This is a genomic window from Phycicoccus sonneratiae (assembly GCF_016887965.1).
Lineage (GTDB): Bacteria > Actinomycetota > Actinomycetes > Actinomycetales > Dermatophilaceae > Phycicoccus > Phycicoccus sonneratiae.
In genome coordinates this window covers 120,037-133,638 of record NZ_JAFDVD010000013.1, presented here as the reverse complement: position 1 = coordinate 133,638, position 13,602 = coordinate 120,037, and the positions used below count along the sequence as shown (strand labels likewise).

At 73.9% G+C, this 13,602-nt stretch carries 13 protein-coding genes; 8 read left to right on the top strand and 5 right to left on the bottom strand.

Features of this window, described 5'->3' with window-relative positions:
- Positions 1-61: 61 nt before the first annotated feature.
- From yidC to rpmH, 4 genes are read right to left on the bottom strand one after another with little or no spacing between them, the layout of a single operon-like run.
- The gene (yidC, locus tag JQN70_RS12715) at positions 62-1,069 is read right to left on the bottom strand and encodes a membrane protein insertase YidC (RefSeq protein WP_204131711.1); all 1,008 of its coding nucleotides are present in this window, start codon (positions 1,067-1,069) and stop codon (positions 62-64) included.
- A gap of 58 nt (positions 1,070-1,127) precedes the next feature.
- A complete protein-coding gene (yidD, locus tag JQN70_RS12710) occupies positions 1,128-1,445 on the bottom strand; it encodes a membrane protein insertion efficiency factor YidD (RefSeq protein ID WP_204131710.1) in 318 nt (105 codons plus the stop codon).
- On the bottom strand, positions 1,442-1,807 hold the full coding sequence (rnpA, locus tag JQN70_RS12705; protein ID WP_204131709.1) for a ribonuclease P protein component: 366 nt from the start codon (positions 1,805-1,807) through the stop codon (positions 1,442-1,444). Before rnpA ends, yidD begins: the two co-directional genes overlap by 4 nt.
- A gap of 9 nt (positions 1,808-1,816) precedes the next feature.
- Positions 1,817-1,954, bottom strand: coding sequence for a 50S ribosomal protein L34 (rpmH, locus tag JQN70_RS12700; protein ID WP_036955291.1), 138 nt, complete (start codon positions 1,952-1,954; stop codon positions 1,817-1,819).
- Positions 1,955-2,340: 386 nt separating this feature from the next.
- Here rpmH and dnaA point away from each other — a divergent pair, with 386 nt between their 5' ends.
- The 5 genes from dnaA to JQN70_RS20165 all read left to right on the top strand — a co-directional run bounded on the left by dnaA (position 2,341) and on the right by JQN70_RS20165 (position 8,828).
- Entirely contained in the window at positions 2,341-3,831 is a 1,491-nt protein-coding gene (gene dnaA / locus JQN70_RS12695; protein WP_204131754.1) for a chromosomal replication initiator protein DnaA, read from the top strand.
- A gap of 761 nt (positions 3,832-4,592) precedes the next feature.
- Positions 4,593-5,726, top strand: coding sequence for a DNA polymerase III subunit beta (dnaN, locus tag JQN70_RS12690; protein ID WP_204131708.1), 1,134 nt, complete (start codon positions 4,593-4,595; stop codon positions 5,724-5,726).
- Between the two features lie 81 nt (positions 5,727-5,807).
- The gene (gene gnd / locus JQN70_RS12685) at positions 5,808-6,890 is read left to right on the top strand and encodes a phosphogluconate dehydrogenase (NAD(+)-dependent, decarboxylating) (RefSeq protein WP_204131707.1); all 1,083 of its coding nucleotides are present in this window, start codon (positions 5,808-5,810) and stop codon (positions 6,888-6,890) included.
- An 8-nt stretch (positions 6,891-6,898) separates the two neighbouring features.
- Positions 6,899-8,170 (top strand): DNA replication/repair protein RecF, encoded by a 1,272-nt coding sequence (gene recF, locus JQN70_RS12680; protein WP_204131706.1) that lies wholly within the window; start codon positions 6,899-6,901, stop codon positions 8,168-8,170.
- A complete protein-coding gene (locus JQN70_RS20165) occupies positions 8,160-8,828 on the top strand; it encodes a DciA family protein (protein WP_204131705.1) in 669 nt (222 codons plus the stop codon). Before recF ends, JQN70_RS20165 begins: the two co-directional genes overlap by 11 nt.
- A gap of 101 nt (positions 8,829-8,929) precedes the next feature.
- Here JQN70_RS20165 and JQN70_RS12670 read toward each other — a convergent pair whose 3' ends face one another.
- Complete coding sequence (locus JQN70_RS12670) at positions 8,930-9,625, bottom strand: TetR/AcrR family transcriptional regulator (protein ID WP_204131704.1); 696 nt, start codon at positions 9,623-9,625, stop codon at positions 8,930-8,932.
- Positions 9,626-9,731: 106 nt separating this feature from the next.
- Between JQN70_RS12670 and JQN70_RS12665 the strand changes: the two genes are divergently transcribed.
- The 3 genes from JQN70_RS12665 (at position 9,732) to JQN70_RS12655 (ending at position 13,588) form a co-directional block, all read left to right on the top strand.
- Positions 9,732-10,205, top strand: a complete 474-nt coding sequence (locus tag JQN70_RS12665; protein ID WP_204131703.1) for a nitroreductase family deazaflavin-dependent oxidoreductase — start codon at positions 9,732-9,734, stop codon at positions 10,203-10,205.
- Between the two features lie 21 nt (positions 10,206-10,226).
- Entirely contained in the window at positions 10,227-10,982 is a 756-nt protein-coding gene (locus tag JQN70_RS12660; RefSeq protein ID WP_307835963.1) for an enoyl-CoA hydratase-related protein, read from the top strand.
- A gap of 113 nt (positions 10,983-11,095) precedes the next feature.
- The gene (locus tag JQN70_RS12655) at positions 11,096-13,588 is read left to right on the top strand and encodes a TolB-like translocation protein (protein WP_204131702.1); all 2,493 of its coding nucleotides are present in this window, start codon (positions 11,096-11,098) and stop codon (positions 13,586-13,588) included.
- The last annotated feature ends 14 nt before the right edge of the window (positions 13,589-13,602 follow it).

Genomic DNA, 13,602 nt, shown 5'->3' with positions numbered 1-13,602 from the left:
GGTGCTCCTGGTGGGAGGACGGGTCGGGTCAGGGGGACGGCCTCGGCCGCAGGGAGCCGGGTCAGCCGCTGGTCGTGGGGCCGCCGGCCGGCTTGCCGCCGGGCTTCCCGGCGTTCTTCGCGCGCTTCTTGGACTTCGGCTGCACGCGCTGGCCGCTCTTCGTCGCGTCGGTGGCCTCGTCCTCGTCGGCGCCGTCGGTGACCGCGGCGGCCCCGGGCACGGCCTTGCCCTTGCGCTGGAGCCGCTCGTGGTACGCCCGCTCGGCCGCCGAGCCCGGCGCCGGCATCCGGCGGATGACGTAGAACTGCTGGGTCATCGACCACACGTTGGTGGTGAACCAGTAGATGAGGACACCGATCGGGAAGTTGATGCCGGAGACGGCGAAGATGATCGGGAAGATGTAGAGCAGCATCTTCTGCTGCTTGGCGAACGGGCTGTCCAGCGCCGACTGCGGCATGTTCTTCGTCATCAGCTGCCGCTGGGTGAGGAAGGTCGTCGCCGACATGAGGACGATGAGCACGACGGTGACGATCTGGGTCGACAGGCCGTTCGCCCCGAGGAACGTGTCGGACAGCTGAGCACCGAAGATCGATGCCGATTCCGCCTGTGACGCAACGGTTTTCGTGATGGGACCGATCTGCGCCTTGTCGCCGGCGGCGATGTCGTCGAGACCGTTGAGCACCCGGAAGAGGCCGAAGAAGAACGGCGACTGGACGAGGATCGGCAGGCACGAGCTGAAGGGGTTGGTCCCCTCCTTCTTGTACAGCTCCATCGTCTCCTGGGTCATCGCCTGGCGGGACTCGGGATCGGTCTTGCCCTTGTACTTCTTCTGGATCTTCTGCAGCTCCGGCTGGATGAGCTGCATCTTGCGCGATGCCTTGATCTGCTTGACGAACAGCGGGATCATCGCGGCCCGCATGACGATGACGAGGCCGACGATCGACAGCGCCCAGGTGATGCCGGCCGCCTCGGGCAGCCCGAGGGTCGTGAAGACCTGGTGGAAGCCGTACATGATCCACGCCACGAGCCACTCGATCGGCGTCAGGATGCTGTTGAACAGGTCGCCCATGATGTCCTTCGTCGGTGCCGACCTCAGCCGGCGGGTGGTGTCACGGTGGTGACGGTGGTCAGGGGTGGGTGGGGGTCGCGCCCGAGGGCCCGCGGTAGGGCTTGGGCCCGGTGGTGCCCGGTACCGGACGCCCGGTGTCGGGGTCCCGCTCGGGCACGTGGTCGACGCCGCCGGGGGTCCACGGGTGGCAGCGACCCAGCCGGGCCATCGCCATCCCCGTCCCCCGCAGCGGGCCGAAGCGCTCGATGGCGGTGACCGCGTAGGCCGAGCACGACGGGTAGTACCGGCAGGTCGGCGGTCGCAGCGGGCTGACGAACCGCTGGTAGCCCCGGATGAGCCACAGCAGCGGCGTCGCGAGCAGCCGTCCGAGCGTCACGCCACACCTCCGAGCCGGCCGAGCACCTTGTGCCACAACGCGTCGAGCGAGGCCGCCAGTTCCCCGGAGCTCGCGGCGCCCGCCGGCGGGTTGGCCCGCACGACGAGGTCGACACCCCCCGGGACGACGGCCAGCCGCTGCGCCACGAGGGCCCGGAGCCGGCGCTTGGTGCGGTTGCGGACGACGGCGCCCCCGACGGCCCTCGACACGACGAAACCGACCCGCGGCGGGCATCCCGCACGCGCGTCGGTTCGGTGGGCGTGGACCACGAGGAGTCGCGAGCCGGCCCGGGTGGACCCGGGACCGCGGACCGCCGACGCGAAGTCCGACCGCTCACGCAGCCGGTTCGGCGCCGGCAGCACCGACCGGCCTCAGGCCGAGAGCTCTGCGCGGCCCTTGCGACGCCGGGCGGAGAGGATGGCGCGGCCAGCGCGGGTGCGCATCCGCAGGCGGAAGCCGTGGGTCTTGGCCCGACGGCGGTTGTTCGGCTGGAAGGTCCGCTTGCTCACGATGGGTCTCTTTCGCGGGTGGCGGGCCGGAGCGGCCCGGGGGTCTGGGTGGCCGCCTGGTCGGCTGCAGTCGAAAGCCCACGGGTCGCGCGGTGCGCGCGGGCCATGGGCATGCGAAAACAGCCGGAACAGGCTGCTCCACGGTACCCGAGCGCCCGCTCGCCGACCAAACCCGAGGTCGACTACCCGACACCGCCGTCAACCCTCTACCATCGCACGGAGCATCGGGCGGGCACCGCAACGACACACTGCTGTCGCCCCACGTCGACGTCCTCACAGCCTGTGGACAACCATGTGGACGACCCGGGCCGGTGCCGCGCCGGAGGCGTGAGCACGGACCATGACCAGGGCAGCGGAAGGACGGGGAGCACGTGCCGGACGCGACGATGACCCAGGTGTGGCGGGCGACCCTCGAGGCGCTCGACGAGGACGGCATCCCGGTCCAGCAGCGGGCCTTCCTCTCCCTCGCCCGGCTCGTCGGCCTCCTCGACGACACCGCGCTCATCGCCGTCCCGAACGACTTCACGAAGGACATCGTCGAGACGCGGCTGCGCGAGCGGGTCACCCAGACCCTCGGCGACCGGCTCGGCCGCGACGTGCGCCTCGCGGTCACCGTCGACCCCACCCTCGGCGAGGTCGCCGACGCCGCGGGCGACCCGGGCGACGACGGCCACGACCGGCGCGCCGCCGACCGGCGCCAGCAGATCGACGACCTCGACCTCGAGGACGACGGCGACGCCCCCGACGGCTCGACGCCCGGCCGCGACACCGCCGCCCTCGGCCTCGTCGAGGTCCCCGGGATGCGCCGCCCGCGCCCCGGCACCCAGGTGCCCGAGCAGGTCGAGCTGACCCGCCTCAACCCGAAGTACACCTTCGACACCTTCGTCATCGGGGCGAGCAACCGGTTCGCCCACGCGGCCGCGGTCGCCGTCGCCGAGCAGCCGGCCAAGGCCTACAACCCGCTCTTCGTCTACGGCGACTCCGGGCTGGGCAAGACCCACCTGCTGCACGCCATCGGGCACTACGCGCGCAACCTCTTCCCGCACGTCAAGGTGCGGTACGTGAACTCCGAGGAGTTCACCAACGACTTCATCAACAGCATCCGCGACGACAAGGCCGCCAACTTCCAACGCCGTTACCGCGACGTCGACGTGCTGCTCATCGACGACATCCAGTTCCTCCAGGGCAAGGTGCAGACCCAGGAGGAGTTCTTCCACACGTTCAACACCCTCCACAACGCGAGCAAGCAGGTCGTCATCACGAGCGACGTGCCGCCCAAGCTGCTCACCGGGTTCGAGGCGCGGATGCGCAGCCGGTTCGAGATGGGCCTGCTCACCGACGTCCAGCCGCCCGACCTCGAGACGCGCATCGCGATCCTGCGCAAGAAGGCCATCCAGGAGCGGCTCAGCGTCCCCGACGACGTCCACGAGTTCATCGCCTCGCGGATCTCCACGAACATCCGCGAGCTCGAGGGCGCGCTCATCCGGGTCACGGCGTTCGCGAGCCTCAACCGCCAGCCGGTCGACATGAGCCTCGCCGAGATCGTCCTGCGCGACCTCATCCCGGACGACTCGACGAGCCAGGTCACGCCGGCGACGATCATCGCCCAGACGGCCGCGTACTTCGGGCTGACCATCGAGGACCTCCAGGGCCAGTCCCGCTCGCGCGTCCTCGTCACCGCCCGGCAGATCGCGATGTACCTGTGCCGCGAGCTGACCGAGATGTCGCTGCCGAAGATCGGCCAGCAGTTCGGCGGCCGCGACCACACGACCGTCATGCACGCCGAGAAGAAGATCCGCCAGCTGATGGCCGAGCGCCGCGCCATCTACAACCAGGTCACCGAGCTGACCAACCGGATCAAGCAGCAGTCCCGCTGACGCCATCGCGCTGCGTGCCCGGAACCCACCCCGACAGGCCCGTCCGGCGGGTTCGGGGTGAGTGCTGAACGACGAGTCGGCCCGGAGGATCCGTCCACGGGAACGCCTGCGCCGTCCCGAGGTTGTCCACAGGCTCGTCCCCAGCCGGTGTACAACCCTTGTCGAAGCCCGCGACCGTCGGTGACGCGTCGCGCCGGGCCGACCCCGGACGAAGTGCACCCGCAGCACGCGCCGTCCACCGTCCACCGGTGGGGACGAGCCTGTGGACGGTCCTGCCTCCGGGGCCACCCGATCGCCTCGACCGACCCGGTTGTCCACAGGACCTGTGGACACGTGTGGACGACCGCACCGCGCTCGTGGACGGCGGACGGGTCGCCGGTGGACGCCGTGTGAACGCCCGATGGCCGTCAACAGCCGCACCGCCGGCGTCCACGACCCGTCCACGGCCGGTCCACACCCCGGCTCGCCGCGCTGACCTGCGGTGACGCCGGACCGTCCACAGGTTCCACACCTCCGATGACCACGACGAGACCCAGAGATGACGAGGTCCACCCCGACCAGGACCCTGCTGTGCGACCCGGCCCGGACGACCACGGAACCCACCCTGCCCGCACCCACCGACAACCGATGGTGGAGTGACCAGCGGTGCACTAGTGTCAGGGTCCCGTCTGCCCCGGAGCGCCAGCGTGCGCGCGGGCGGCGGTGACACTCCGATGCACGACCAGGCGCGGACCCCTCCGCGCCGGATAGGGCGGTATGCCGTGAAGTTCCGCGTCGAGCGCGACGTCCTGGCCGAGGCGGTCACCTGGGTGGCCCGCGGGCTCCCCGCGCGTCCGCCGGTGCCGGTGCTCGCCGGCATCCTCCTCGAGGCCTCCGACGACGGCACCCTCACCCTCAGCGCCTTCGACTACGAGGTCTCGGCCCGCGTCACCGTCGCCGCCGAGGTCGCCGAGGCCGGCACCGTGCTCGTCCTCGGCCGGCTGCTCGCCGACATCTCGCGCAACCTCCCGGCCCGCCCCATCGACCTCGCGACCGAGGGCAACAAGGTCCACGTCACGTGCGGCGCCTCCCGCTTCAGCCTCCTGATGATGCCCGCCGACGACTACCCGACCCTGCCGGCCTCCCCCGAGCCCACCGGCACCGTCGACGGCCACCTCTTCACCCAGGCCGTCGCCCAGGTGTCGGTCGCGGCCGACCGCGGCGACACCCTGCCGATCCTCACCGGCGTGCGCGTCGAGGTCGAGGGCGACACGATGACGCTGCTCGCCACCGACCGCTACCGCCTCGCGATGCGCGAGCTGACGTGGAACCCCACGGCCACCGACGCCAGCCACGTCGTCCTCATCCCGGCCCGCACCCTCTCCGAGACGGCCCGCAGCCTCGGCGCGAGCGGCTCGATCGACGTCGCGCTCGGCGCCACCGCCGGCGGTGACGGGCTCGTCGGGTTCGAGGCCGGCCGGCGCCGCACGACGACCCGCCTCCTCGACGGCGAGTACCCCAAGGTGTCCTCGATCTTCCCGACGACCTCCGACACCGAGGCCGTCGTGCGCACCGCCGACCTCGTCGAGGCGGTCAAGCGCGTCGCGCTCGTCGCCGAGCGCAACACACCGGTGCGGCTGCGCTTCGCCGGCGACCAGGTGGCCATCGAGGCCGGGACCGGTGACGACGCCCAGGCCTCCGAGGCCGTCGAGTGCACCCTCACCGGCCCGGACGTCGAGATCGCCTTCAACCCCACCTACCTCCTCGACGGCCTCGGCGCGGTCGGCACCGACTGGACCCGCGTCTCGTTCACCCAGCCCTCGCGCCCGGCCGTCCTCTCCGGCCAGGACAGCGCCGACGGCGAGGCCGACACCTCGTACCGGTACGTCCTCATGCCGGTCCGCTTCGCCTCCTGACCCCACCGCGGCCCCCGGCCCGGGCCGCACCGGGCGTAGCCTGCGGGACAGCAGCGACCCCCATCACGAAGGAGCACCCGGATGCAGCTCGGACTGGTCGGCCTCGGCAAGATGGGCGGCAACATGCGCGAGCGGCTGCGCCGCGCGGGCCACGAGGTCGTCGGGTACGACCGCAACAAGAGCGTCTCCGACGCCCGCTCGCTCGCCGACATGGTCAAGAAGCTCGACGGGCCGCGCGTCGTCTGGGTGATGGTCCCCCACGGCGCCCCCACCCGTGACACCGTCACCAAGCTCGCCGACCTCCTCGACAAGGGCGACCTCGTCATCGACGGCGGCAACAGCAAGTTCACCGACGACTTCGAGAACGAGAAGCTGCTGCGCGCGAAGGGCATCGGCTACCTCGACTGCGGTGTCTCGGGCGGCATCTGGGGCCTCGAGAACGGCTACGGCCTGATGGTCGGCGGCTCCGCGACCAACGTCCGCAAGGCGATGCCGATCTTCGACGCGCTGCGCCCCGAGGGCCCGCGCGACGAGGGCTTCGTGCACGCCGGCAAGGTCGGCGCCGGGCACTACACGAAGATGGTGCACAACGGCATCGAGTACGGCCTGATGCACGCCTACGCCGAGGGCTACGAGCTGCTCGAGAAGAAGGACATCGTCGAGAACGTCCCCGGGGCGTTCAAGGCGTGGAGCCGCGGCACCGTCGTCCGGTCCTGGCTGCTCGACCTCATGGTCAAGGCGCTCGAGGAGAACCCCTCGCTCGAGGACGTCTCCGACTACACCTCCGACTCCGGCGAGGGCCGCTGGACCGTCGAGGAGGCCATCGAGCTGTCGGTGCCGATGCCGGTCATCTCGGCCTCGCTCTTCGCGCGGTTCGCCTCGCGCCAGGAGACCTCCCCGACGATGCAGGCCGTCGCCGCGCTGCGCGGTCAGTTCGGCGGGCACCAGGTGATGACCGTCGCCGAGGGCGAGCAGCTGCGCTCCGAGGCCGCGGCCGGGGTCGCGAGCGCCGAGGAGGCCAAGGCCAAGGCCGGCCGCAAGGAGAAGAAGCCGGCGAAGAAGGCCGCGGCGAAGAAGGCGGCCAAGGCGGCCACCGCGGGTCCGGCCTCGCCGGGTCGCTCGGCCTCGGGCGCCGCCCGCAAGCGCGCGACGAAGAAGGCCTGAGCGGGCAGGTGCACGTCCGGCACCTGTCGGTCGCCGACTTCCGCAGCTACGCCACCGCCGAGCTCCCGCTCGAGCCCGGGGTGACGACGCTCGTCGGGCTCAACGGGCAGGGCAAGACCAACCTCGTCGAGGCGATCGGCTACCTCGCGTCGCTCTCGTCGCACCGGGTGGCGACCGATGCCCCGCTCGTCCGGTTCGGCGCCGAGCGGGCGGTCGTGCGCGGCGCCGTCGTCCGCGACGGCCGCGAGACGATGGTCGAGCTCGAGATCACGCCGGGGAAGGCGAACCGGGCCCGGCTCAACCGCTCGCCGGTGCGCCCGCGCGAGGTGCTCGGCACGCTGCGGACGGTGCTCTTCGCGCCGGAGGACCTCGCGCTCGTCAAGGGCGACCCCGGCGAGCGCCGGCGCTTCCTCGACGACCTCCTCGTGGCCCGCCAGCCGCGCTGGGCGGGCGTGCGCCAGGAGTACGACCGCATCGTCAAGCAGCGCTCGGCCCTGCTGAAGTCGGCCCAGCCGTACCTGTCGCGGCGGTCTCGCGGGCGCCGGCCACGGCCCGGGGCGGAGTCGCTCGACCCCGCGTCCGAGACGGCCTCCGCGCTGCACACCCTCTCGGTGTGGGACGCCCAGCTGGCGGGGGTCGGCGCGCAGCTGCTGTACGCCCGGCTGCGGCTGCTGCGCGACCTCGGCCCGTACCTCGGCAAGGCCTACGACGAGGTGAGCAACGGGCAGTCCGACGCCCGGGTGGCCTACCGGTCCTCGCTGCGGGAGGCGACCGCGGCACGCATCGCGGCCGGTGAGGTGCCCGAGGTCGCCGAGCTGCACGACGAGGTCCTCGCCTCGCTCGCCGAGGTCCGTGACCAGGAGGTCGAGCGCGGGGTGTGCCTCGTCGGCCCGCACCGCGACGACCTGGTCCTCTCGCTCGGCGAGCTGCCGGCCAAGGGGTACGCGAGCCACGGGGAGTCGTGGTCGTTCGCGCTCGGGCTGCGGCTCGCGGCCTTCCAGCTGCTGCGCACCGACCTCGGGGACGACCCGGTGCTCGTCCTCGACGACGTCTTCGCCGAGCTCGACTCGGGCCGGCGCGAGCGGCTGGCCGCGATGGTCGCCGACGCCGAGCAGGTGCTCGTGACGGCCGCCGTGCCCGAGGACGTGCCGGCCGCGCTCGCCGGCCGGACCCACCGGGTGACCCTCGGCTCGGTCGAGTCCTCCTCCCCCACGACCGACGGCGGAGGGGGCGACACCGCACCGGCGCTCGACCCCGAGGAGCCGGCCGATGACGCCTGACCCCCCGGCGGCCCCGGATGACCCACGCGTATCGGGTGACCCGATACCGCCGCGCTCCACCCCGGAACCGTTCCCCGCGGAAGAGGGTGCTTCCCGGGGGAAGAGCGGTGCCGGGGCCTCCGACACCGGCCCGGACCTCGCCGAGGAGGCACGTGAGGACGAGGTCGGCGACGCCGGGCTCGCGACGGCCGAGGCGCTCGCAAGGGCCCGGGCCCGAGCGCGCGCCAAGGGCCTGCGCCCGGGCCTGAAGCCCCGCCGCCGCGCCAAGGACGTGCCGGGGGGCCGGCGCGGTGACGCCGGCCGCGACCCGCAGCTGCTCGGCGACCAGATCGACCGGTTCGTCGTCGACCGCGGCTGGGGCGCCGACGTGGCCGTCGGCTCGGTCATCGGGCGCTGGCCGGTCATCGTCGGCGACGAGGTCGCCGCCCACTGCCATCCCACCGACTTCGTCGACGGCGTCCTCACCGTCCGCGCCGACTCCACCGCCTGGGCCACCCAGCTGCGCCTGCTCGAGTCGTCGCTGATGGCCCGCCTCGCCGAGGACGTCGGCGAGGGGACGGTCGCCGAGCTGCGGGTCGTCGGCCCGAGCGCGCCGACGTGGTCGCGCGGGCGGCACCGGGTGCAGGACGGCCGTGGCCCCCGCGACACCTACGGCTGACCTCACCCCCTTCGACTTGTTGCGAGTTCGACCGCCCGACACCCCGAATGAGGGCGCGTCCAGCGGCCGAACTCGCAACAAGTGTGGGTTGATCGAGGAGGTCAGGGGTCCGCGCGCAGGAGCGAGAGGACGAGGCGCAGCTGCTGCTCGAGCAGCGCTCCGGCGTCCCGGAAGGTGTCCCGCCCGTACTGCCCGAAGACCTCGAGGCTCGTCCCCCCGACGAGCACGGCCCAGAGGGTGAGCGCCCGGGCGAGCACGTCGGCCCCGGCGGCCAGGCCGACCTCCTCACCCACGCGCACGAGGTCGGCGAGCAGGTCCTCGTCGCGCGTCGCCACGGGTCCGGCCGGCGTCACCTCGCCGGCCCGCACCCCCTCGTCGACGAGCCGCGCGAGGGTGATGACGACCCGGGTCCCCGGCTCGACGGTGCGCTCGGCCGGTGCCTCGTACCCCGGCACCGGGCTGCCGTAGAGCAGCGCGTACCGCGAGGGGTCGTCGACCGCCCACCGCCGGAACGCCCTCCCGGCGACGACGACCCGCTCGGACCACGGCCGGTCGCCCGCCTCGGCCACCGCCGCGTCGACGGCGTCGGCGACCTCGGTGTAGGCGTCGACGAGGAGGAGGGTCAGCAGCTCGTCGCGGTTGGCGACGTACCGGTACACCGCCGACGACACCATCCCGAGGTCGCGGGTCACCGCGCGCAGCGACAGCCCGGCCGCTCCCTCCGCGGCGAGGTGACGGCGCCCGATCTCGACGATGCGGGCCTCGACGGCGCGGCGGTGCTCGGCACGGGACGGCATGGCCCCATCCAACCACGACCGAGAGCAGTGCTCTTGACAACGCGACCCCGGACGCGCACACTCGTCCACGACGAGAGCAGTGCTCACACTTTGCGAGGAGAGACCGATGACCCAGCCGACGACCCCCGACCCCGCCGCCCGTTACGTCCGCCCCACCGACCGGATGGACGCCTGGTTCAACGCCGCGGTGCGCTGGCTCACCGAGCACGGCGTCAGCCTCCTCGGGTCGCGGGTGCTCACCGTGCGCGGCCGGCGCTCGGGCCTGCCCCGCAGCACGCCGGTCAACCTCCTGACCCGGGGCGACGAGCGCTTCCTCGTCGCCCCCCGCGGCAACACCGAGTGGGTCCGCAACGTCCGCGCCGCCGGCGAGGCGGAGCTGCGGGTCGGCCGCCGGGTCGAGCGGGTGCGGCTCGTCGAGGTGCCCGTCGCGGAGCGGCCGGCCGTCATCCGGGTGTACCTGGAGCGCTGGGGCTGGGAGGTCGGCCGCTTCGTCGAGGGCCTGACCAAGGACTCCACCGACGCCGAGCTCGCCGCCGCCGCCCCCGGCTTCCCCGTCTTCCGGGTGGCGGCCGCGGCGTGACCGGCGGCTAGGGTCGGGCCCGTGGATGCCGACGCCGACGCCCCCCTGGTCACCCGGTCCGACGAGGACCGCATCGCCGTCGTCACGCTCGACTCCCCCGCCAACCGCAACGCCCTCTCGCGCCGGATGGTCGCCGAGCTCACCGACCACCTCGACGGCCTCGCCGCCGACGACTCGCTCCACGGCGTGCTCCTGCGCTCGAGCCACCGCGTCTTCTGCGCCGGAGCGGACCTCACCGAGGCCGCGACCGTCGACATGACCGAGTCGGCCCGCGGCATCGTCGCCCTCCAGCGCCGGGTGGCGGCCCTGCCCGTCCCCGTCGTCGTCCGCCTCGACGGTCCGGTGCGCGCCGGCGGCCTCGGGCTCGTCGCGGCCGCCGACCTCGTCGTCTGCCGCGACGACGTGTCGTTCGCGCTCACCGAGGTCCGGCTCGGGCTGGCCGCGGCGATCATCTCGATTCCGCTGCGGCACAGGGTCACCGGGCGATCCCTCTCCGACTGGTCACTCACCGGGCGGACGTTCCCGGCGCACGAGGCGGCGGCCTCCGGGCTCGTCTCCCGCGTCGCCGACGAGGCCGGGATGGACACCGCCGTCGCCGCCGTCCTCGACGACCTGCGCGCCGGCGCCCGCCAGGGCCTGGTCGCCGCCAAGCGGCTCCTCGCCACCGACCTGCTCGCCTCCTTCGACCGCGACGGCGAGGAGATGGCCCGGCTGTCCGGTGAGCTCTTCGGGTCCCCGCTCGCGCAGGAACGGATGGCCGCCGCTCTGCGCCGCTGACCGTTCGGCCAGACCTGCCCGTCGGGGTGCCGCGCGCCGCCGCCCGTGGCCCTACGCTGCGGTCGGGGTGCGGCCGAGCCCCGTCCCCGCGACCATCGGCCACGGAGGGGATCGTGCTCGCACCCGTGCTGCGCCGGATCGCGACGTCGGCGTCCGCGGCCCTGCTCCTGCTGGCCCCCGCGTCCCCCGTTCACGCAGCCGAGCCACCGGGCACCCCGTCCGCGGTGACGGCGCTGTCGACCATCGAGGGCGTCCGCGTCTCCTGGCAGGCCCCCGGCACCGCCCCGGGCCGACCCCTCCCCACCGGGTGGGTGGTCCGTCGCACGAGCGCGGCCGGCGAGCGCACCTGGACACTGCCCCTCGGCCGGTACCCGTGGCAGCTCGACGACGACGAGCTCGGCGCCGGCGTCGAGGCGCACTACACCGTGGCCGCCACGGCCGCAGGCGTCGAGGGCCCGGTGAGCGACCCGGCCGTCGGGTCGCGGGCCGTCGACGCCCGCCCGTTCGAGCCCGCCCGCGACGCCCTCGTCGTCGTGTGGGACCACGAGGACGCAACGCACCGCGGGGCCACTCTCGTCGGTCCGGCACTCGAGGCCACCCCGGTCGCCGGGGGTGTGGCCGTGACCCGGGCGAACTACTCGGGCAGCGGCCCGCGGTTCACCGTCCCGTGGCCGATCGCGGACGGGGCGTACCCGGTCGGCACCGGCACCGACGAGGTGCCCGTCGGCGTGGAGGGTGCGGTGGGGACCTGCGCCGCCACGTCGGGCCGCCTCACGGTCGCGCACGCCACGCCCAGCCGGAGCTCGTGGTGGGCGGCGGTCACGCTCGACGCGGACCTGGGCTGTCCCGACGGGTCCCGCGTCCGGGCCAGCGGTCGCCTGGCGACCCCGGAACCGGTCACCGCGATCGAGGGCGACGTCGTGGCCGCCCTCGCCGCCGCTCCGGGGACCGGCACGGTCCTCGACCACGTGGTGCGGAACACCGGGCAGCGACCGCAGACGGTCCGTGGGGTGCGACTCCTGCCCTCGGGCGTCCCCGGGACGACGAGCGGCGCCGACCCCACCGGCGTCCTCTCCGTCGGCACGGGGTCGTGCACCGGAGTCCTCGCACCGGGTGCCTCGTGCACGCTGCGCCTGCGCGAGGACCGTCCGTCCGGCGCCACCGCCGACACGGAGTACACGGCCCGGGTCGTGCTCGCGACCGACGACGGTGAGTGGACGGTCGGCACGGCCGTGGGCACCGACCGGGTCGAGCTCGCCGCGCCCCAGGACCTGGTCGCGACCGGGCGACCGGGACTCACCGCCCTGACGTGGCGGACGGGCACGGCGCAGGACGTGGCGATGCAGTTCAGCGTCCTCGACGAGTCCGGGACCGTCCGGGCGACGAGCCTGTCCTCCACCACCGCCGGGGTCACCCTCTTCCCCGGGGCGCACACCCTGCGCGTGCGCGCCACGCTCACCGACGGCCGGGTGTACACGTCGGCGCCGCGGACCGTCGTCGTCCCCGAGGAGTGGATCCTCGGTGACAGCGGCACCGGGGTGCGGGCCATCGCCGCGGGGACCGGCCCCGACCTCGTCGAGGGCCGGCAGGTCGGCGAGTGGGAGGGCGGCCGGACGATGACGGCGGTCGCCCTCGCCTCGTCCCCCACCCGCGCGGAGTCCGTCGGCACCGACCGCTACCGGCCCGCCGCCTGGTTCTTCTCGTCGTCGACGATCACCCGGCTCGTGCGACCTGACGCCATGTGGGCGACGCCGCGCTTCCGCCCGGACGGCGCCGTCCTCGCCGTCCAGCGGCCGGCCCGGGCGCCGGACGGCACCACGTACCCGCCGGCGATCCTCCTGCAGGACAGGGCGACCGGGACGGTCACCGAGGTCCCCGGCTCGTCCACGTGGGCTCTGGCCGACTGGACGCCCGACGGCCGTGACCTCCTCGTCGTCGGTGCGGCGGGAGGTCTGTACCGGATGGACCCGGCGACCGGCCGCACGACCGGCGTCCGCGGCGCCGAGGACGTCACGGGCGCCCGGGTGTCCCGCACCGGACGGCTGGCCGTCGTCGGGCCCGGTGGCTTCACGATCGAGACGATGCCGCTGGCCGGCGGGACGCGGACACCGACGTCGATCTACGTCTGGGGCCGGGAGTTCGCGTGGAACACCTCCGGGACGATGATCGCCGTCGGCTCCCCGGCCTGGATGACCACGGGAACCGGCGAGCTCTGGGACCTGACGGGTGCGCCCCGCAAGCTGCGCGACATCCCCACGAGCCGGAGCGTCGCGTGGTTCGACCCCGTGTCGTCCGCGCCGACGCTGCGGGTGACGCTCCCGCGGGCGACCACGCCGACCCCGACCGTGGCGATCGCGGTCTCCGACCCCGACGACGCCCCCGGCGGCCTGCGGACCACCTGCGCGCTCGACGGAGCCGCGCCCGCCCCGTGCGGCCCGAGCTGGCGGCCGGGGACCCTGCGCCCCGGCACCCACCACGTCACCGTCCGGGTCACCGACCCCAGTGGCGCGGCCACCCAGCGGACCGTGCCCTTCACCGTCTACCGGCCGACCCCGCCCCGACGCCCGTCGACGCCGGTGCGGCTGCCCTCGCGCTCGACCCGCTGACCGCGTCCGTCCCG